Raw genomic sequence first — 19900 nt, forward strand, 5'->3', positions numbered from 1 at the left:
TTTCCGCGTTCGACACCATGTCGTCAGCGGTTGAATACATCGTAGGCGTCGGCTCACCTAGGGTAAACGTGAGTTTGAGCGAAAGATCGTTGCGTTACGGGTAATAATGCGGAGGCAAATACGATCCGTCCCCATGCTGTATTGCCGGGATGGCGGGCAATGGCGGGAGAGTATGGGGGCATCGCGCGCGGGCGACGGCAAGCCCCGCCGGCGAACGACGACGGGGCGAATACCCCGCGCAGGGATTACAGGGCTACAACGCTGGTGAATCAAACCCCGTCGTCGTCGATTTCCTTGCGCTCGCGGCGTTCCTCGTTGCCGCGCCGCGCGCGCAGGCGCTGGCGCGACAGGACGGCGATCACCTGCTGGGTCGGCGCGCCGGACGGCAGTTCGTTGCGGATGCGGTCGGGCACCATCGGCAGGCCTGCGCGCTGCCGGCGCAGGGCCTTGGCGATTGCGCGGCGGCATTCGTCGCCGTGGCAATCCCATTCATCGCGGATTCTCTGACAGTAACGGCATTGTTCCATCCGAATAGTCTAACGCGTCTTCTGGAATGGAGCAGGGCATGGCGCCGGACGGGCGACGCGCCGGCCGACGGCGCCAGGTATGGGCGATGGCGGACTGAATCGGACTGCGAATCGAGCGAACCGGAACCGTTCGCCGGCACCACGGTTTCCCGTCCTTCTCCATACGGATTCCTTGCGCGCGGACGGGGCCGCCGCGCGTCATCGGAGCGACCAGATACCCCAGATCGCGATCAACAGGCCGAGGCCCAATCCACAGCCCAGCACCACATAGGTTTCCATTTCGAGCCTCTAAAGACATTGTCCGCCGTAGCGCTACGCCGGTCTGCGAATACTACGCGTCGCAGCTTTCAGAACCCATGCGCAATCCCGCTCGCGCCCGATGCATGACCGTCGAACCGGTTCAATATAATTCAAGGGAATTGACCGCCTCATGCGTGGCGTACATATCTCCGAACGAGGAAATCCGATGACGCTTGCCCAGTTGCAGGCCCTGGCCGCCGTGGTCGAACTCGGCTCGCTGACCGCCGCGGCAGACCGGCTCAGCCGCAGCCAATCCGCGATCAGTCACGCGCTGACGGAGCTGGAGGACATCACGCAGGTCAAGCTGCTCTGGCGCGACCGGCAGCCGGTCGTCCTGACGGCGGCCGGCGAACGCCTGTGGCCGTATGTCCAGAGCGTGGTGCGCGAAGCGCAACTGCTGCGCCAGCAGTTCAGCCTGTCGCGCGGCAAGCTCGAGGGGAGGCTGGTGGTCGCATCGCTGCCGAGCGTGTCGCTGGCGTTCGTCGTTCCCGCGCTCGAGGCGTTGAAGGAGATGCACCCGGGCGTCTCGGCGGTGCTGCTCGAAGGCACGGACGGTGAAGTCGAAGCGTGGATCGACGACGGGACGGCCGACGTCGGCGTGGTGGCCGGCACCAAGACATTCGCGCACAACCTGCCGCTGCTCGACGAGGATTTCGTCGCGGTCGTGGCGGACGACCTGTTCGCGGGCCGCAAGAGCGTGTCGGCCAGGCAACTGGCCGCGGCGCCGTTCATTTTCTCGAAGGCGGGGTGCGGGCCCGTGATTGCGGATTACTTCGCACGCGGCGGCGTGCCGCTTCGCGCCGCGTTCAACGTCGTCGAGATGCGCACGATCCTGTCGATGGCGGAGGCCGGCATGGGCGTGTCGATCGTGCCGCGCATCACGCTGACGTACACGCCGTTCGGCGGGCGCGTGCTGGCGCTGTCGCCACGGCTGCATCGCTCCGTGCGATTGGCGTGGAATACCGCCGGCAATGCGGTTGCCGATGAGTTCGTGCGGCTCGTCGACGCGCGACGCGCGAAGGCGGAAAAGACGGCCCGGACGCCCGCGAAAAAGGGCAAATAGCGACCGGCAGACACGATGCACCGCGCTCATTAGCCACTTGCAACTTATTCATGCCGACGATGGCCGGGATGCAATACATTGTTCGGACCTCGTTGTCATTGCCCTGAAGGAGCGTGCCATGCCGGCCTTGGCTACCCTGTTTGCGTTCGGACTCGTGTCGCTCGGCATGGCGCTGACGCCCGGACCGAACATGATCTATCTGGTTTCGCGCTCGATCTGCCAGGGCCGCCGCGCGGGCCTTGTGTCGCTCGGCGGTGTCGCGCTGGGATTCGTGTTCTACATGGTGTGCGCGGCAGTGGGCATCACCGCGCTGCTGCTGACCGTGCCGTATGCGTACGATGCGCTGCGCGTGGCCGGCGCGGTGTATCTGGCGTACCTCGCGTGGCAGGCGCTGAAGCCGGGCGGGCGCTCCGCGTTCCAGGTCCGGCAGTTGCCGCACGACAGCCGCGTCAGATTGTTCGCGATGGGCTTCGTCACGAACCTCGCGAACCCGAAGATCGCGGTGATGTATCTGTCGTTGCTGCCGCAGTTCATCGTGCCGGGGCACGGCAGCGTGCTCGTGCAATCGCTGGCGCTCGGCTGCGTGCAGATCGCGGTGAGCGTCGGCGTCAACGCGCTGATCGCATGCGCGGCCGGTTCGATCGCGGGTTTTCTCGCGGGGCGGCCGCTCTGGGCGGCGGTTCAGCGCGGGTTGATGGGGACGGTGCTGGCCGGGCTGGCCGTGCGGATCGCGCTGGAATCGCGCAGCTAGCGCGCGTCGGTCGACGGTTCCGAGAAGCGTCGGCAGCGATCCGGCCTTGTGCCGACGGCATCTGGCATCGTCATCCGTGGCAATTGCCCTTCGCTTCCTTGACGATCGGCACGGGCTCGGTCTTGTCACGATGCCGTCCGCGCGTCGCGAGCCAGCACAGGATCGAGCCGCCGCATACCATCGACGCGCCTTGCCAGAATGCCGCCGACAGCGGCGCGCGCAGCAGCGTGGCGGCGAGTGCGGCGGCGAGCACCGGCGTGAAGTACGATGCGCCGACGATGACCGTCACGTTGCCGTGCATGATGCCGGTGTTCCAGGCCGCATAGCCGAAGCCGAGTGCCGACGCCGCCAGCACGAGATACGCGAGCGCGCGCCAACTGAACGTCATGCCGCCGCCGCCTTCGATCGCGAACTTGATCCAGAGCACCACGGCAACCAGCATGAAGAACGGCGTCACGCCATTCTTGCCGTCGGCGATGCGCGCGGTCACCGTGCAGTAGCCGGCCCAGATCAGCGCGCCGAAGAACGCTAGGCCGTAGCTCAGCGGATTGTCCGCGACGTTGCGCAGCATGCCGGCCGGGTCGAGCCCCCGGTCGCCGCCGAGCACCCGACAGATGCCGAGCATCGACAGCAGCACGCCGGGCACGACCAGCAGGTTCGCGCGCTGCTTGTTGAACACGATGGCCGCGACGAGCGTCAGGCTCGGCCACAGATAGTTGACCATCGCGACTTCGATCGCTTGTCGAGCGTCGCTCGCATAGCCGATCGACAACGCCAGGCACAGCTCGTACGACACGAACAGCAGCCCGCCCCACAGCAGGTAGTTTTTCGGGAATCGGCTCAGGTCGGGGAAGCCGATCGAAAACAGCAGAAGCACGGACGCCACCGTATAGATCAGCGCCGCGCCGCCGGTCGCGCCGAGGCTTTCGCTGACTCCGCGCACGAGCGTGACCACCGACGCCCACAACAGCACCGCGCAGAGTCCGACGAGCGTTGCGTTGTTCTTGCGTTTCATGCTTGCTGCCTGTTTCAACATGCTGATTCGATTTCGAATGATTCGGAGCGGCTCGCGCGTGCCGTCATCGCGAGCGGCGATACAAGGCGGAGATTTCGCCGGAAGCGCGCATTTTACGGGGGCGCAGCCGTCGAGGCGATTCAGCCGGACCGGCGTGTCCGATCGATTCGGTCGCGCGAGCCGATCACGCGCCGTCGATACGCCACGGTGCGCGGATTTCCGGCAGCCCGCGTCCGATCGCGTCGAGCATCGCGTTTCGCGTCGGGCCCAGTGTCGTGACAAGGAGAAAACCGGCTGCCTCGATCGACAGATCGATCAGCGGCCAGCCGCCGGCTGCATCGCGAATTTCAAGTCGTCGTTCGCGTGGATCGACGTCGATGTCGCCATGCGCTTGCCGCAGCATATTCGCGATGGCGTCGAATGCGTCGGCCGTGGGGGGCGTGTGAATGCGGTATTCGAAACTCATCTGCATGGGCCGGAGTGCGACGCGGCCAGCCTAACCCGCGCCGCCCCTTCCGTCCGTCGACGGCCGCGCATCGGACGCCCGCCGCAACGGGCGCCCGATGCGTCGATCACCGCTCGCGCCGCTTCTTGCTGAGCTCGATCGTCTCGAACAGCTCGTATTGCGCGGTCGGGTGCTGGTCGGCGCCCGGCGCGTGGTAGTAGCGCATCGTGATCGTCGTATGACCGCCCGGCTTGCCCGGATCGTGATCGAACACCGCGATCCCGTAGCCGGTGCCCGTATCGCGGCGCGCGGACCAGATCGCATCCTCGAGCGCATCGGCCGGCTGACGCACGAACGTGTTCGGCGCGGTGCCCGGCACCGGCCGGTTCGGCTTGGTGAACACCTTCGCCTGCGCAAAGCCGGTCGACGGGTTTTCGCCGTACACGTCGAGCGGCGCGCTGGTGCCGCCGCCGCCGAGGATCAGGTGGATCGTGCCGTGGCTCGTGTCGAACGTCGTGCGGTCCGGGTCGTTCGAGCCGACCGGGCGCGGCTGCAGCGTTTCGACCACCTCGCCGGTTTTCGCATCGACGCCCGCGCGGTGATTGCAACCGCGCACCGGGTAGCTGCGCTCGTAGTCGTGATCGTGGCCGCACAGCACGAGGTCGACGCCGTAACGGTCGAACAGCGGCAGCCACGCTTCGCGAATGCCCTTGTCCGACCCATTGCCCGTCTTCGACGAACTGAGCGCGTCCTGGTGCATCTGCACGACGATCCAGTCGATGTCGTCGTCATGCGCGGCATGACGCAGCGTGCGTTCGAGCCAGCGCGTCTGCTCGCCGTTGCTGTAGCCGCGCACATAGAACGACGTGCCGGGCTCGATCGGCGGGCGGCCGGTGCTCGCGGCCGGCACGAGCGGCGCCGGGCCGCCGACGAACGCGGCGGCATCCTGGTAGACGACGTCGTCGGCGTCGAGCGACACGAACAGCACGGAGCTCACGCGGAAGCTGTACCAGCGGCCCGGGAAGCGCGTGCCGTTTTCCGGCAGCGTATAGCGTGCGAGGTACGAGTCGAGCCCTTGCGGGCCGTTGTTGAATTCGATCTCGTGATTGCCGGGGCAGGGCATCCACGGACGATTCGCGGCCGACGTCTGGTTGTTGTTGCCGAAATCGCGCCACACCTCGGGCTGGTGCGGGGGGTTCAGGTTCGCGTAGCAGAGGTCGCCGTTCAGCAGGTGAAACAGCGGCTGGAACTGCTCGACGGCCTGCACCGCGAAGCGGCTCTGCGGCGACGACAGCACCCACGCGCCGTTCGGCGTCGCGAGATCGCCGTAGCTCGTGAAACGGAACGGCGCCCGGCCGCGCGGCGCGGTCGAAAAATTCGCCGAGAACGGCTGTGCGGCGTTGCTGTCGTTGTCGGCCGTGATCTCGTAGCGGTAGCGCGTATCGGGCTTCAGCCCGTGCACGCGGGCGTGATACGTGAACACGGTCTCGCCGTTCAGGCCGTCGGTGTACACGCGCTGGACGCCGTGCACGGTGCGCGCGGGCTCGCCGTCGGCGACGATGCGCGCGCGCGGATTGACGGCCGGGGCGAGCGATGCCCACGAGATCACGACTTCGGACGTCGGGTCGTTGCCCCACGTCAGGTGAACCTGTTCGGGCGTGCCGTCCGCATTCGACGCGGCGGCGCGGGCGGCCGCGAGCCCGCCGGCGGCGGTCGCGAGGCCGGAGACGCCCGCGAGTTTCAGGAAGCCGCGACGCGACACGGAGGCGGCCGGCTCGTTCGGCTGATCGGGGGAAGTGTCCTGGTTCGACATGATCGGTGTGTTCGTTGATGGGGCGCGAGAGGGGAACCGTGCGGCCATGCGCGGGCACGGCCGGGGCGTGGGCCGGAAACGAGCGGGATCCCGGTCGCATGCATTGTCGAAGGGCAGTTTTGCCGCGTTGTGACAGTTCCGCAACCGTGCGAGCGCGGCGGCCGATACGTACGATCGCGCGTCGCGCACCTCCGGTCGGCATCGGCGCCGGCCTCCCGAAAAATTATTCGCCGATGTCGCGACGGATTTCTCCGGCCCGCGCCGTTTAACGCATGAACGATCGCTTCCGGTCGATGCCGTTATTTCGGAGTCTTTCATGAAACTTTCTATTCCATTGCGATGGGCTGCCGGTTGCCTGGCGGCGCTCGCGACCTCCGCCGCATTCGCGCAGGCCGTCATCGTCGCGCCTTACGCACCGCCGCCGCCGCGCGTCGAAGTGATGCCGGCGCCCCGTGCGGGCTACGTCTGGGATCAGGGCCACTGGCATTGGCGGCACGGCCGATACGTGTGGATTCCGGGCCACTGGCGTGTCGTGCGGGTCGGTTACCACTGGGTGCCCGGACACTGGTCCGCGCGCGGGCCTGCCTGGCGCTGGGTGCCGGGCCACTGGGCGTGACGTGCACGCCGCCGCGCGTCGAAGCGATGCCGCGCAGTGGATTCTTCATGCAACATCATGAGCCGAAGCGATGCCCGTTCGAACCATCGTGATACTGGCGGCCGCAGCCATCGTGCTGGCCGGCTGCGTCGTGGTGCCGGCCCGTCCGGTGTATTACCGGCCCGCGCCGGTCGTCGTATATTGAGCGCGCCGGACGGCCGCGCGGCCGGCAGACAGGATCGACATGCGGCGCAAACCGGATATCGATGAAACCGGCACGGCCGATACCGTGTGCGACGCCGGGCGTGACGCGCGCGGCGATGCCGGACCATCGGAACCGTCGGCATGGCGCCGTCCGGCGACGGCCCGACGCATGCAAGGAGAGCACGACGATGAGCTTCAGCCGGGCGGCGGGTCCCTCTGCCGCGACAGGGCGGCGCCCGCGCGCCGTGCGACGGAGCAGGCGGCGTTGAACGATCGCGGCGACCGCGATCCGGACGCGGAACTCGTCGCGCGCGTCGGCGCGCGCGATGCATCGGCGGTACGCTTGCTCGTCGCGCGCAAGCTGCCGCGGCTGCTCGCATTGGCGACGCGCATGCTCGGCGACCGGAACGAAGCCGAGGACGTCGCGCAGGAGACGTTCTTGCGAATCTGGAACCAGGCGCCGCGCTGGCGCGAAGGCGAGGCCCGCTTCGACACGTGGCTGCATCGCGTCGTGCTGAACCTGTGCTACGACCGGTTGCGCGGCCGCCGCGAGGAGCCCGTCGATACGCTGCCCGACGTGCCCGACACGCAGCCGGAGCCGGCCATGCATGCGGAACTGCGTTCGCGCGACGCGCGCGTGCGGCAGGCGCTGGCCGCGTTGCCGCCGAGGCAGCGGGAAGCGCTGGTGCTCCAGTACTATCAGGAAATGTCGAACGTGGAAGCGGCCAACCTGATGGGCATCACCGTCGATGCGCTGGAAAGCCTGCTCGCCCGTGCGCGGCGCAACCTGCGCGCGCAACTGGCCGGCGACCCACCTAGCGAGGACAAGCGATGACACCCGAACGATTTCGTACCATCGTCGCCGCGTACGGCTCGGATGCGCGGCGCTGGCCGCAAGCCGAACGCGCGGCGGCCGAAGCTTGGGCGCACGCGCATCCGCGCGACGCGCTGGAAGCGCTCGACGAGGCCGCCGAGCTCGATGCATGGCTGATGCAGGACACGGTCGCGCCGCCCGCGCCGGCGCTGATCGAACGTATCGTCGCGACGGCGCCGCCGCCGCAACGCGCGCGACGCCGCGGCCGCGTGTGGTGGTCGGGCGCCGCGTTCGCCGGCGTCGGGCTGGCCGGCGCGCTCGCCGGTGCGGTGGTCGTGTCGATGCTGATGCTCGGCAGCGCGCCGATCGCGCAACACGAACCGGGCTACCTGACGACCACGTTCGGCGGCCCGAGCATCGACGGAGCCGACGAATGACCGAACGTGGCTGGAAATTCACCCTCGTCGGCTCGGTCGTGCTGAACGTGTTCATGCTCGGCGCGATCGGCGGCGGCGCGTATCAATGGTTCTCGACCCATCGCGACCTGCATGCGGCCGGCGCGCCCGCATCGCGCACCGCGCTGCGTTTCGCCGCGGACGAATTGCCCGATGCGCGGCAGCGCGAGTTCGCCGCCGCGTTGAAGGCGGCGCGCAAGAGCGGCCGCGATTTCGCGCGGGAAGGGCGCGACGGCCGGATTACCGTGCTCGATCTGCTCGCCGCGCCGCAACTCGATCGCGCGGCGATCGATGCGGCGCTCGACCGCACGCGCGCGGCCGACACCGCGATGCGGGCGCAGGTCGAGCGCAGCATTGTCGATTTCGCGGCGACGCTGACGCCCGACGAGCGCATGAAGTTCGTCGACGGGTTGCAGCACAGCGGGAACTGGCGTTTGCCGCCGAGGCTGCAGAAGAAGCCGGACGCATCGGCGAGCCAGTAAATCGAGTAAACCGCGCGAGCGGCGCGCGATCCGCGTGTTGCTCGTGCGTCATGCGTGCGCCGGTTCCGATGAATCGCGCGGTCGTTATCCATTGACGATGCACGCCGCCGCGCTGCGAGACTTTCGCCCGGCGTTTCCCCGATCACAAACACAAAAAATATTTCCCTGCCTGCGACGGATTTCCCGGTGTGCTTGCGTTGAACGTGGGTACGCACCGCAAGAGAGCCCGTCATGGACCACCCGAACGACGCCACGCCGGCCGCGATCGCGCTGAACCGCTTCGGTCTCGGCGCGCGGGCCGACGAAGCACCCGAAGCCGACCTGAAGGCCGGCTTGCTCGCCCAGTTCGACCGCTACGACGCGCGGCCCGCGGCCTGGGCCAGCGAGCCGGACGCGATCACGCTCGCCACGCGCTTCGCGAGCACCCGCAACGCGATGACGAGCGACGACCCGGCCGCGAAGCGCGCGACCGAGCAGTCGATTCGCCGCGACGGCTACGACGCGTATCGCAGTGCCGTCGCCGCGCGCATGAACAGCGCGCTGAACACGCCCGCGCCGTTCGTCGAGCGTCTCGTGCATTTCTGGGCAAACCATTTCGCGGTGTCGGTCGACAAGGGGCAGGTGGCCGCGTATGCGGGCGCGTTCGAGCGCGATGCGATCCGCCCGCACGTCCTCGGCCGTTTCGAGGACATGCTCGTCGCCGTCGAGCAGCATCCCGCGATGCAGCTGTTCCTCGATCAGGCGCGCTCGGTCGGCCCCGACAGTCCGGCCGCGCTGCGCGCGCAGGCACGCAATCCGTCGGCAAGGCGCGGCCTCAACGAGAATCTCGCCCGCGAAATCATGGAACTGCATACGCTCGGCGTGCGCACCGGTTACACGCAAGCCGACGTGACGGAATTCGCGCGTGCGCTGACCGGCTGGAGCATCGCCGGCGGCCGCGGGCCGCAACCGGGCGATGCGGCGCCCGGCGCATTCGTGTTTCGCCCGAATCTGCACGAACCGGGCGTGCGTACGGTGATCGGCCGCACCTACGATCAACCGGGCGAAGCGCAGGCGCGCGCGGTCCTGCACGACCTCGCGCGGTCGGAGGCGACGGGCCGACACATCGCGTTCCAGCTCGCCCGTCATTTCGTCGCCGATACGCCGCCGCCCGCGCTGACCGACCGGCTCGCCCGCGCATTCGATGCGAGCGGCGGCGACCTGCCGACCGTCTATCGCGCGCTGGTCGACGCGCCCGACGCGTGGTCGCCGGTCAACCGCAAGTTCAAAACACCGTGGGAGTGGGCCGTATCGTCGCTGCGCGGGCTCGGCTGGCGCGACACCGGTGATCTCAAGGCCGCGCCGCTGCTCGCGCAGCTCGGCCAGCCGGTGTGGCGGCCGGGCTCGCCGGCCGGCTACGACGACGTCGCCGCGAGCTGGGCGGCGCCCGACGCGCTCGTGCGCCGCGTCGAGATCGCGCAGCGCCTCGCCGCGCGGACGGGCGACCGGCTCGACCCGCGCACGCTCGGCAACACGCTGCTCGCCGGTTCGATGAGCGCGCCGACCGCGACCGCGCTTGCGCGCGCCGAAAGCGCGACGACGTCGCTCGCGCTGCTGCTCGTGTCGCCCGATTTCCAACGGAGATGACCATGGCACTGTCCCGCCGACAATTCCTCAGCGTGGCCGCCGCTGGCGCGGGCGCGATCCTCGTCGCGCCGCGGATCGTATTCGCGAACGTCGAGACCGACCGGCGCTTCGTGTTCGTGATCCAGCGCGGCGCGGCCGATGGCCTGAACATCGTCGTTCCGTATGCGGAGCCCGCGTATGTGTCGCTGCGCGGCCCGCTCGCGATCGACACGGCGGCCGCGACGCGACTCGACGGCACGTTCGCGCTGCATCCATCGCTCGCGCGGACCGCGCAGTTGTACCGCGACGGTCAGGCGCTGTTCGTCCATGCGATTGCGTCGCCGTATCGCGACCGCTCGCATTTCGACGGCCAGAACGTGCTCGAAACGGGTGGCCGCGCGCCGTACCAGGTGAAGGACGGCTGGCTGAACCGGCTGGCCGCGCTGCTGCCGGCGACGCGCGACAACGCGATCGCATTCGCGCCGACCGTGCCGCTCGCGCTGCGCGGCACGGTGCAGGCGGCGTCGTATGCGCCGTCCGGCTTGCCGGCCGCGCCGGACGATCTGCTCACGCGCGTGTCGTCGCTCTACGAAGCCGACGCGCAATTCGGCCCGTTATGGCGATCCGCGATGGAAGCGCGCGGCCTCGCCGGCGACGCGCATGCACGGCAGGACCCGGCGGGCGTCGGCAAGCTCGCCGCGACGTTTCTCGCGCGCGACGACGGCCCGCGGATCGCGATGATCGAGACGGGCGGCTGGGACACCCATAGCGCGCAGAACGCGCGGCTCGCGAATCAGTTGAAGGCGCTCGACACGATGCTCGCCGCGCTGCGCGACGGCCTTGGACCTGCGTGGCAGCAGACCACGGTGCTGGTCGCGACCGAGTTCGGCCGCACGGCCGCGGTGAACGGCACGGGCGGCACCGATCACGGGCAGGCGTCGGTCGCGATGCTGGCGGGCGGCGCGGTTGCCGGCGGGCGCGTGATCGCCGACTGGCCGGGGCTGCGACCGGGCGACCTGTACGAAGGGCGCGACCTGAAGCCGACCGCGTCGCTCGACGCGCTGATCGGGGGCGCGGCCGCCGATAGCCTGCGGCTCGATCCGCGCCGTACCGCGTCCGCGTTGTTTGCGGAAAGCGGCGCGACACGGCCGATGAACGGCCTGATTCGCGGGGTCGCGTGACGCGGCGCATGCCGCGCTCGGCCCGATCGGCCCATGACACAACAGGGAGAATCACAATGAAGATCCAATCCGTTTCGCTGGCCGTGCTGGTGAGTGCGAGTGCCGTGCTGATGTCCGCTTGCGTGGTCGAGCCCGTGCGGCCGCCGCAGCCCGCGCCCGTCGTCGAGGTGGCGCCGCCGCCGCCCGCGCCCGGCTATCGCTGGGCGAAGGGGCATTACCGGTGGGCCGGCAATCACTGGGCGTGGGTGCCGGGGCATTGGGTGGCGGTGTACTGATCGTGCGCGACGTGCCGCGCGGTGCGGATGCCGGGAAGCGTATTGAACGGCGACGCGCGTTGGCCTAAGCTTGCGGATCCCGGCGACGGGCATCCGGCGACGGGCATCCGGCGACAAGCGATCGTGCGAAGTGCCGCGGCAACGGCGGCCTCGGCGGGCTCGATCTCGTTCGATGAGCGCCGCCGCGAGGCGCACCTACCATCCGATCCGGTGCTTTTCTTCCGTCTCGCGATGGCGCCAGTCGTCGTCCGCGTGAAGATACTGGCTCGTCGTCGTGAGCGACACATGACCGAGGTTGTCGCGCACGAGCCGCAGGTCGACGCGGCCGTCGGCCATGTGCGAGCCCGCGCTGTGACGCAGCCAGTGCGCGGACGCCTGTTCGAGCACGCGCGCCGCCTGCTCGCCGGCCTCGCCGTTCGCGCGCAGCCGGTCGGCCGCGCGCCGGAACACCTGCTTCACGATCCGGTGCAGCGCCGCGCGCGTGAGCGGCTTGCGTGCCTGGCCGACCGACAGCACGAGCGGCGTGGTTTCGCCGTCGCGCGGTAGCGCGGGCAGGCCGTGCGCACGCCGGTAGCGCGACAGCTCGGCCATCATTTCGTCGGTGGCCGGCACGAGCCGCTGCCGGCCGCCTTTGCCCGTCACGTCGAGCCACCAGCGCTCGCGCCCGGTCGCGTCGCGCCGGCAGAAGAATTGCCCCATCGTCGTATCGGCCGCTTCGGTGATGCGCAGCCCGCCGAGATACAGCAGCGTGAAGAGCCACCGCGCGCGATCCGCATGGAAGCATGCGCGGGCATCGTCGCGCGGCATCGCGGCGATCGCATCCTTCACCGATTGCCACAGCGGCTGCCCGAGATGGCGCGTGACGCGCGGCGCGGGCCGGCGTTGCCGCTGTCGCGACAACGCGAGCGGGTTGCCGGCCAGATAGCCGGCCTGCACGAGCCACGAGAACATCACGTTCAGGATCACCAGCGCCTGCCGCTGGCTGGCTGCCGACAGCGGCCCGTAGAACGGCCGCCAGCGCGGATCGTCGCGCGGATGCTTGCGGCCGCCGTTCGCGCACCATAGCTCGGCCGGCGCGGGGGCGAGCAGGAATTGCCGGTAGACGACGAGATCCTCGTGCGTGAGCGACGACAGCGGCTTGCCGCACGCGATCACCGCCCACAGCAGCAGGCGCTCGGCTTCCTTGCGGTAGTTCTGGAACGTGGTCGGGGTATCGACAAAGCGCGCGAGCCACGCGCGCACGGCGTCGAGATCGTTGGTCGCGGCGATCTGCTGATGCGCGCTGCCCGAGCGATTGGTGCCTGTGCGTCCGTCGAGCGCGGCCGGCACGGTCAGCGTATCGATCGGCAGCGGCCGGAGTGCCGTGTCGGGCGAAGCGGATGAGGTCATGCGAAGGAAACGCGCTGCGCGCATCGCGCGGGCGTGGCCGGGCGGACGAACGCAGCACGCGAAGGCGTATCGGAAGCGCCGATGGTACACGATCGCCATACGATGAAGCCGTCGTAGACGGCGATCGCCTGGCCGGTGACGAAGCGCGCGACGGAACCGGAACACGGTGACGTATCGGCTTGCACGCGACATCCGATCAACGCCGGTCGTCGAGCGCGGTCCGTAAGGTGTTTGTGAACCTTCTCGCCGGGCGGTTCGTCTAATTGGCCCTTCCACGCTCGCAGACGCATACCCGATGATTCACACGATTCGAACGCGGCTCGGCGCGGCCGTCATTGCCGGCAGCACGCTCGTCGCCGGATGCCGGACCGACGCCGCGGCACCCGCGCCGAGTGCCGCGCGCCCGGCCGACGGGAGGCCCGTGACGAAGACCGTCTATGTCGCGCCGCGGTCCGCGCGCTGCACGGGCGTCGCGCCGATGGAGTGCCTGCAGGTTCGTGGCAGCGCGGGCGAGCCGTGGAGCCTGTGGTACGCGGGAATCGAAGGGTTCGCCTACCAGCCCGGCTACCTGTACACGCTCGAAGTCGACGAATACCGCGCCGCGCGCCCGCCGGCCGACGGTTCGTCGATCCGCCGGGTGCTCAAGCGCGTCGTCGAGCGCCGCCAGGTGAACTGACGGCCACGATCACGTGGACGGGCGCGCCGCCGCACCGGCCGGCGGCGCGGCCGTATCGATCCGCCGGAACACGACCGACGACAGCAGCGTCACCGCGCCCATGCACGCGAACGACAGCATGAACCCGTGCGCCATCGAGCCGCGATAGGCGGCGAACAGGTTGACGAGCCCGCCGCCGATCGACACGCCCAGCCCCATCGCCAGCATCTGCATCATCGTGAACAGGCTGTTGCCGCTGCCGGCATCGGCATGCGACAACCCCTTGAGCGTCACGCCGTTCATCGCGGCGAACTGCATCGAATTCGCCGCGCCGAACACGATCAGCAGCACACCTTCCAGCACCGGCGCGGGCCGCGCCGACACCAGCGCGAACCCCGCGATCGCGCAGCCGACGATCCCCGTATTCACGACCAGAAACGCCGCATAGCCGAAGCGCTTCACGAGCGCCGCGATCCAGCGTTTCGCGACGACGCCCGCGATCGCGGCCGGCAGCATCATCAGCCCCGATTGCAGCGGCGTATAGCCGAGCTGCACCTGCATCAGCAGCGGCAGCAGGAACGGCACCGAACTCGTGCCGATCCGGCACAGCAGGTTGCCGAGCAGCCCCGAGCCCAAGTTCGGCTCGCGAAACAGCCCGAGCCGGAACAGCGGCTGCGTGCGGCGCCGCGCGTGGGGCAGGTACGCGAGCGCGCTCGCCAGCCCGAGCCCCGCGAGCCCCGCCGCCCACGCGGCGCGGTGCGCGGACATCGGCGGATCGATCGCGAGCGACAGCGCGATCATCGCGGCCGACAGCAGCGCACACCCGACGAAGTCGAACGGCGGCGGCTGCGTCGCTTGGTCGTGCGGCAGGTAGCGTTGCACCGCGATGAAGCCGATCACGCCGACCGGCACGTTGACGATGAACACCCAGTGCCACGAAATCGCCTGCGTGAGCCAGCCGCCGAGCGTCGGCCCGACGATCGGGCCGAGCTGGCCGGCGATCGACACGAACGCGATCGCCGCGACGTACTGCTCGCCCGGCACGCGGCGCAGCACGGCGAGCCGCCCGATCGGCAGCAGCATCGAGCCGCCGATGCCCTGCACGGCGCGCGCGACGACGAGCTGGCCGAGCGTGTGCGACGCCGCGCAGCCGATCGACGCGAGCACGAACACGAGGATCGCGACCGAGAATACGCGGCGCGTGCCGAACCGGTCGGCGAGCCAGCCGGAGGCTGGCGTGAGCATCGCCATCGTCAGCGTGTAGACGACCACGACGGGCTGCATCGCGAGCGGCGACGCATGCAGGCTTTGTGCGATGGACGGCAGCGCGGTGTTGACGATCGTCGTATCGAGCGACTGCATGAAGAACGCAGCGGCGACGATCCAGAGCAGCACGGAATGTGTGGGTTCCCGGGACATGGCGAAATCGATGGTACGAGAGGCGGGCGCCGGTGCACGGTCGCGCGGCGCCCGCCGGACTTCAAGCGCTCGATGGTACCGATTCCGCCGGTCATCGGGAAGCGGTATCGCCGACCGCATCGAGGGCATGTTCATCGCCGAGGGGACGCTGCTCGACGCGGCACGCGCGCGTTCGCCCGTCAGAGCCGCGTGCCGGGCGCGCATCGTGGCGCTTGGCGATGAACGGATGCTCGACGTAGCGGTAAGTCAGCAGCGAACACAAGACGGCAACCAGCGCGCATGCGAGCGCGAGCGCCCAGATGCCGGAATCGCCGGCCGAATCGATCGGGAAAACAAACTTGTTGAACGCATGAACGATCATGTACACGATCACCATGTGGATCATGTAGATGCTGAAACTGGCGGTGCCGAGCAGCGCGAGCGGCCGGGTTTCGAGCAGCCCGTAGAACGTGTTTCCGCTGGCGATGCAGAGAAACACCGGAAGCAGCGGCAACGCGCCTTCGATCGAATAGCGTTCGGCGGGGGACGGCGACATCGCGAGGATCAGCAGCGCGACGGTCGCCGCCTGTTTCGTGGCGAGCCGCGCGCGGATCGCGGGGTGCCGCGACATCTCGTAGGCCACCGCGCCAAGCGCGAACAGCAGCGCCATGCCGCCGGGCGGCCCGAACAACGCCGCGCAGGCCGCGACGATCGCGAGCGCGAGCAGCTTGCGCCACGCACGTGTGGCGACGAACCATGCGAGAAACGGGACGGCGACGTAGAACCGCCATTCGTAGGCGAGGGTCCACCAGACGCCGCTCAGATACGGCGTCCGTTCCGCTCCGTTGATCGGGAACGCGCCGAACCAGCCGAGCGAAACGGTCTTGAGCAGGTCGGCCAGCAACTGCGCCGGTGCGCCGACGGCGTTGCGGGGAAACCAGTAAAGCGTGCAGATGACGATGACGGCCGCGTAAAACAGATAGAGCGGCGCGAGGCGTCGCACGCGTCCGACGAAGAAGGTCCGCACGTCGAGCGCGCCTCGGCACGCGCGTTCCCAGAACAGCAGGCCGGTGACCATGAAGAACATCGCGACGGGAATCGTCCCGAGATTGCGCAGGAAATCGGTGCCGGCGCCCCAGACACCGGTCGACAGCAACGCCTGATTGCACGCGAAGTGATGGAAGACCACGGAGACGGCCAGCAGGCCGCGGAAACCGTCGAGATTGCGATAGCGCATCGACAGCGACTTGTCGACGGCAGACCGGTAGAACGGTACGTGCCGCGCGACGAGCCACGCGATGATCGCCACGGCCGCAACGCATGCCGGGAAGTAGAGTTGGTCGGGTGTCGGGGAGAACAGGGTTTTCAGAGAGGGCGTAACAAAGTCCACTGAAGAGCGTCTCGTGTCTTGGATCGGGATGTCAGGCACGGATGGTCGGATGGTCCGCGTCGATGCAAGGTCTTCTGCGCGCTTCGCACGGCTTTCGATCGCCGGTCTTGTGATCCGATGGTATCAAACGATCACGTGCGGCGCGGGCGATGTGGCGGCCCGTTGTGCAACACGATGTTTCAGGGCGAATCGAGGCGGCGCCCGTATTCATGGTGCTTGTCACTCGCTGGGCTCGCCTCGCAAATTTCGTTCCTCGTGGGCCGGACCTCCGCCGTCGTCATTGGCGCGCGATTGGCCATTCGGCCGGCTTCCCCATCGGGCCGCTCCGGCTTACCTTGGGCCACAGCAGTTCGACGCGTCGGGCCAGCGGCGGAAGAGGGCAGATTCGTGCCGTCCGCTGTTGCTGGTGCACGCCGACCCCGAGGTCCGTCCGGTCATGAAAGTGATAGCAATGCTTGCAATTTACCTTCATGGCGCTATCATTGATAGCAAATCTGGATGGAGGTACTCATGGCAAATCTTCTGGTGCGTAACGTGGATGACACTATCGTTCAAAGCCTGCGCGAGCAGGCGGCGGCCAATGGCAGGAGCGCCGAGGCCGAACATCGAGCCATTCTGGCCGAAGCGCTCGGCCGGCCGAAGCGGCGGACGTTTGCGCAAGTGCTGATGAGCATGCCCGAGGTGGGCGAAGACGCGGATTTCCAACGTGTTCAGGATTCAGGCGAGGTCAGGCGTGTTTTTGATTGATACGAACGTCATCAGCGAAATCAGGAAGGGCAAGCGAACCAACCGCGGCGTGCGGGCGTTCTTCAGGCAGGCCGAAGCCGAAGCGAGTCCGCTTTATCTGTCCGTCGTGACGGTGGCCGAGTTGCGGCGCGGTGTCGACCTGATCCGCCATCGCGGCGATCACAGCCAGGCGTCGGCGCTCGAGGCCTGGATGGCGATGATCCTGTCCGGCTATGCGTCGAACATCCTGCCGGTCGATATCGAGACCAGCCAGATGTGGGGGCATTTGCGCGTGCCCGATCCGACGCACGAACTCGACAAGCTGATCGCGGCCACTGCGCTGATCAACGATCTGACGGTCGTCACGCGCAACGTCGACGATTTCGCTCGCACCGGCGTGCGGTTACTGAATCCGTTCGATTAGCGTCGTGGTGGCAGTCGTCGTGCGAAGCCAGGGCGGGCGAAGGTCGGCACGCAGGCCAGCGCCTCGACGCTGGTTCCCGCGACCGGCCTAACCCGGCGGCGACATTTCACACTCAGAGCCTTTCAGAGCTCGTCTTCTCGTCCCGACGGACGATGTAAGGCCGTCACCCCGGCCTGGCCAGAATCCTGCACGAACAGCGGATACTGAATCAGGAGCACGCCGGTATGATTGATGTCCGTGCGTGGGGTTATGTCGTCGTCGACGCGACGCGCGTCGATGCGTGGCGCGCTATGCGGAAGACGTTTGCACACCTTTTCTCCGAAAGCCGGCGAATCCGCTTTTCAGAGCGAGTGCCGGCTTTTCTACGAGGAACCATGAAGCTGCGGCGAGTGGGGTTACGATGGCGGCGGTGAAAAGAGATAGCTTGGTCGGGCTGATGCCGATTCCGAAGTGCCACACCAGAATCTGCTGCACTAGGAACGCGTAGATATAAACGCCGTACGAAATGTCGAAGCGGTTCAGGAAGGCTAGCCTAGGCAGGCGTTCCGCCGCGAAAATAACAACGAACGGCAGCAGCAGATTGAAGGCATACGCCCTGATCTTCCAGTTTGGACTGGCCGCGAACAGATAGAAGGGTAGCAGGACCAGCAAGACCGAAGCCGCCCATAGGATCCAGCTACGCGGCAAAGTTACAGTCGCGAGAAACGCTCCTCCCCAGAAAAACACGCCAAGGCGAGAAAGCTGGAAGGTGTTCATGCCGATCAGGTAGTTCCCTTGCCAGAGCAAATCACCCATCAGCGCCACGTAACAGCCGATCAGCATCAACAATAGCCCCTTCCAATTCAACGCCCCCACCCACGATATGCCAAGTAGCATCAGATAACACGTTACCTCGAGCGATAACGTCCAGAGAGATCCATTGATGACAGCAACCGGATTCGTCACGAAGAATTGATGAAGCGTCGGGACGAGTCGATATAGAGAAAGGTTCGTCAGGTATTTTAGCCAGCCGGCAGACCACCCATGCGTCATGATCGGGCCGACGACGAAGATCGTAAGCAGTACGAGCACAAACAACCCTGGGAATATTCGCAGAGCTCGGTTGCGCAAGTAGACGAACGGGTTCGAATTGCGCTGCAACGATTTGCAGACGAGGTACCCGCTGACCGCGAAGAACGAGCTTACTCCGAACTCGCTGAACTGCGGGAAGCCGTGGGCTTCAAGCCAGTCATGGGGAAGGCCAAGCACGACGTAGCTGTGAGTGATGATGACCGCGTAGGCTGAGAGCAAGCGCAGAGCGGTGAATGCGTTCTGGTTATTGGGTGCCATGTAAGACTCCTATTTCTCCGGCGCGGTGTTGGCAGAAGTACGGGACATCTCTCGTCAGCGCCATACGGCGGGCGCTTGATTTACCGGCATGTAGCTACGCAGTTTGCAAGGGTATTCTTCTACAAAAAAACCGCATCTAACCAATTGAAATAAAAGAAAGTAGGGCGGGTCATCCCGCCTATCCGATAGATACGCGCGTCATCAGCGAAATCAGGAAGGGCAAGCGAACCAACCTCGGCGTGCGGAGGACATTCTTCAGGCCGAAGCCGAAGCGAGCCCGCTTTATCCGTCCGTGGTCGCGGTGGCCGAGCTGCGGCGCGGTGTCGATCTGATTCGTCATCGCGACGATCACGGCCAGGCATCGGCATTCGAGGCCTGGATGGCGATGATCCTGTCCGGCTATGCGGAGAACATCCTGCCGGTCGATATCGGGCCCAGCCAGATGTTCGGACATTTGAGCGTGCCCGATCCGACGCACGAACTCACAAGCTGATCGCGGCCACCCCTGATCAACGATCAGCCCCCTATTTCCACCGCTCATCTTCTCGTCCCGACAGGCGATGTAGCCCCATGATCGGCCGGCATCCTGGCCAGCGCCCGACGGCCCGCGCTTGTGCGTTGCATCAAAATAACTTGACGAAACGGTCACTACCGCGTAGTGTCCGAGACCGAAGTCATCAAGAAGTCCGATTGCTCATCATTGGCCGTACACCGTGCGGCAGTCGTTGGTCTCTCCCTCTTTGATTCTTTCTGTGCCCGTCGCGGGCGCATGTTCAATTATTTGTATTAAGGAAGTATTTGTGGATACCGGTACCGTCAAGTGGTTCAACGAAACCAAGGGCTTTGGTTTCATTTCCCCGGACAACGGCGGCGACGATCTGTTCGCCCATTTCTCGGAAATTCGCGGCACGGGCTTCAAGACCCTGGCCGAAGGCCAGAAGGTCAGCTTCGAAGTGAAGCGTGGCCCGAAGGGTCTGCAAGCGTCGAACATCACGCCGCAGTAAGTCGCATCGGCATCGGCCGCCAAGCGGCGGCCGATGCCGGATGGAGTATCGGGCGGGGGG

Annotated in this window: 21 protein-coding genes and 1 pseudogene; 14 read left to right on the forward strand and 8 right to left on the reverse strand. The window is 67.2% G+C overall.

What is annotated here, in order from left to right:
- Window positions 1-269: 269 nt before the first annotated feature.
- Window positions 270-527 (reverse strand): hypothetical protein, encoded by a 258-nt coding sequence (locus tag AC3IFE_RS07350; RefSeq protein ID WP_006478949.1) that lies wholly within the window; start codon window positions 525-527, stop codon window positions 270-272.
- A 466-nt stretch (window positions 528-993) separates the two neighbouring features.
- Between AC3IFE_RS07350 and AC3IFE_RS07355 the strand changes: the two genes are divergently transcribed.
- Both AC3IFE_RS07355 and AC3IFE_RS07360 read left to right on the forward strand, forming a co-directional pair.
- Complete coding sequence (locus AC3IFE_RS07355) at window positions 994-1890, forward strand: LysR family transcriptional regulator (protein ID WP_489190061.1); 897 nt, start codon at window positions 994-996, stop codon at window positions 1888-1890.
- A 118-nt stretch (window positions 1891-2008) separates the two neighbouring features.
- Window positions 2009-2641 carry a LysE family translocator gene (locus tag AC3IFE_RS07360; protein ID WP_489190062.1) on the forward strand — a complete coding sequence of 211 codons (633 nt, stop codon included), beginning with the start codon at window positions 2009-2011 and terminating at the stop codon, window positions 2639-2641.
- Between the two features lie 70 nt (window positions 2642-2711).
- Here AC3IFE_RS07360 and yddG read toward each other — a convergent pair whose 3' ends face one another.
- The 3 genes from yddG to AC3IFE_RS07375 all read right to left on the reverse strand — a co-directional run bounded on the left by yddG (window position 2712) and on the right by AC3IFE_RS07375 (window position 5914).
- Window positions 2712-3656: an aromatic amino acid DMT transporter YddG gene (gene yddG, locus AC3IFE_RS07365; protein WP_489190063.1), complete on the reverse strand. Its 945-nt coding sequence runs from the start codon at window positions 3654-3656 to the stop codon at window positions 2712-2714.
- Window positions 3657-3840: 184 nt separating this feature from the next.
- Window positions 3841-4122 carry a hypothetical protein gene (locus AC3IFE_RS07370; RefSeq protein WP_489190064.1) on the reverse strand — a complete coding sequence of 94 codons (282 nt, stop codon included), beginning with the start codon at window positions 4120-4122 and terminating at the stop codon, window positions 3841-3843.
- A gap of 106 nt (window positions 4123-4228) precedes the next feature.
- Window positions 4229-5914, reverse strand: a complete 1686-nt coding sequence (locus tag AC3IFE_RS07375; protein WP_489190065.1) for a purple acid phosphatase family protein — start codon at window positions 5912-5914, stop codon at window positions 4229-4231.
- A 316-nt stretch (window positions 5915-6230) separates the two neighbouring features.
- Here AC3IFE_RS07375 and AC3IFE_RS07380 point away from each other — a divergent pair, with 316 nt between their 5' ends.
- The 7 genes from AC3IFE_RS07380 to AC3IFE_RS07410 all read left to right on the forward strand — a co-directional run bounded on the left by AC3IFE_RS07380 (window position 6231) and on the right by AC3IFE_RS07410 (window position 11525).
- Window positions 6231-6530, forward strand: a complete 300-nt coding sequence (locus tag AC3IFE_RS07380; protein WP_089469907.1) for a YXWGXW repeat-containing protein — start codon at window positions 6231-6233, stop codon at window positions 6528-6530.
- A gap of 223 nt (window positions 6531-6753) precedes the next feature.
- Window positions 6754-7548, forward strand: coding sequence for an RNA polymerase sigma factor (locus AC3IFE_RS07385; RefSeq protein WP_489190066.1), 795 nt, complete (start codon window positions 6754-6756; stop codon window positions 7546-7548).
- Window positions 7545-7964: a hypothetical protein gene (locus AC3IFE_RS07390; RefSeq protein ID WP_489190067.1), complete on the forward strand. Its 420-nt coding sequence runs from the start codon at window positions 7545-7547 to the stop codon at window positions 7962-7964. The genes AC3IFE_RS07385 and AC3IFE_RS07390 overlap by 4 nt, the downstream gene beginning before the upstream one ends.
- The gene (locus AC3IFE_RS07395) at window positions 7961-8464 is read left to right on the forward strand and encodes a periplasmic heavy metal sensor (RefSeq protein ID WP_489190068.1); all 504 of its coding nucleotides are present in this window, start codon (window positions 7961-7963) and stop codon (window positions 8462-8464) included. The genes AC3IFE_RS07390 and AC3IFE_RS07395 overlap by 4 nt, the downstream gene beginning before the upstream one ends.
- Before the next feature lie 231 nt (window positions 8465-8695).
- Window positions 8696-10090, forward strand: coding sequence for a DUF1800 domain-containing protein (locus tag AC3IFE_RS07400; RefSeq protein WP_489190069.1), 1395 nt, complete (start codon window positions 8696-8698; stop codon window positions 10088-10090).
- Window positions 10091-10092: 2 nt separating this feature from the next.
- Window positions 10093-11250 carry a DUF1501 domain-containing protein gene (locus tag AC3IFE_RS07405; protein ID WP_489190070.1) on the forward strand — a complete coding sequence of 386 codons (1158 nt, stop codon included), beginning with the start codon at window positions 10093-10095 and terminating at the stop codon, window positions 11248-11250.
- A 56-nt stretch (window positions 11251-11306) separates the two neighbouring features.
- Window positions 11307-11525, forward strand: a complete 219-nt coding sequence (locus AC3IFE_RS07410) for a YXWGXW repeat-containing protein (protein WP_089469901.1) — start codon at window positions 11307-11309, stop codon at window positions 11523-11525.
- A gap of 195 nt (window positions 11526-11720) precedes the next feature.
- On the opposite strand, the gene AC3IFE_RS07415 is transcribed toward AC3IFE_RS07410, so the two are convergent.
- On the reverse strand, window positions 11721-12914 hold the full coding sequence (locus tag AC3IFE_RS07415; RefSeq protein ID WP_489190072.1) for a tyrosine-type recombinase/integrase: 1194 nt from the start codon (window positions 12912-12914) through the stop codon (window positions 11721-11723).
- 295 nt (window positions 12915-13209) lie between these two features.
- Here AC3IFE_RS07415 and AC3IFE_RS07420 point away from each other — a divergent pair, with 295 nt between their 5' ends.
- Window positions 13210-13590 carry a DUF4377 domain-containing protein gene (locus tag AC3IFE_RS07420; RefSeq protein WP_489190073.1) on the forward strand — a complete coding sequence of 127 codons (381 nt, stop codon included), beginning with the start codon at window positions 13210-13212 and terminating at the stop codon, window positions 13588-13590.
- Window positions 13591-13599: 9 nt separating this feature from the next.
- Here AC3IFE_RS07420 and AC3IFE_RS07425 read toward each other — a convergent pair whose 3' ends face one another.
- Window positions 13600-14988, reverse strand: coding sequence for a DHA2 family efflux MFS transporter permease subunit (locus AC3IFE_RS07425; protein ID WP_489190074.1), 1389 nt, complete (start codon window positions 14986-14988; stop codon window positions 13600-13602).
- 91 nt (window positions 14989-15079) lie between these two features.
- Window positions 15080-16357, reverse strand: a complete 1278-nt coding sequence (locus AC3IFE_RS07430; protein ID WP_489190075.1) for an acyltransferase family protein — start codon at window positions 16355-16357, stop codon at window positions 15080-15082.
- A gap of 510 nt (window positions 16358-16867) precedes the next feature.
- On the opposite strand from AC3IFE_RS07430, the gene AC3IFE_RS07435 reads away from it, so the two are divergent.
- Window positions 16868-17104 (forward strand): FitA-like ribbon-helix-helix domain-containing protein, encoded by a 237-nt coding sequence (locus tag AC3IFE_RS07435; RefSeq protein WP_069618041.1) that lies wholly within the window; start codon window positions 16868-16870, stop codon window positions 17102-17104.
- Window positions 17091-17507, forward strand: a complete 417-nt coding sequence (locus AC3IFE_RS07440; protein WP_179233516.1) for a type II toxin-antitoxin system VapC family toxin — start codon at window positions 17091-17093, stop codon at window positions 17505-17507. The genes AC3IFE_RS07435 and AC3IFE_RS07440 overlap by 14 nt, the downstream gene beginning before the upstream one ends.
- A gap of 288 nt (window positions 17508-17795) precedes the next feature.
- Here AC3IFE_RS07440 and AC3IFE_RS07445 read toward each other — a convergent pair whose 3' ends face one another.
- Window positions 17796-18836 (reverse strand): acyltransferase family protein, encoded by a 1041-nt coding sequence (locus tag AC3IFE_RS07445; RefSeq protein ID WP_489190076.1) that lies wholly within the window; start codon window positions 18834-18836, stop codon window positions 17796-17798.
- Window positions 18837-19021: 185 nt separating this feature from the next.
- Here AC3IFE_RS07445 and AC3IFE_RS07450 point away from each other — a divergent pair.
- Window positions 19022-19340, forward strand: a pseudogene (locus AC3IFE_RS07450) (PIN domain-containing protein); the annotation flags it as partial.
- Window positions 19341-19636: 296 nt separating this feature from the next.
- On the forward strand, window positions 19637-19840 hold the full coding sequence (locus tag AC3IFE_RS07455; protein ID WP_006483056.1) for a cold-shock protein: 204 nt from the start codon (window positions 19637-19639) through the stop codon (window positions 19838-19840).
- Window positions 19841-19900 lie beyond the last annotated feature (60 nt).

The sequence above is a fragment of the Burkholderia sp. APQ4-4ca genome, assembly GCF_057837105.1.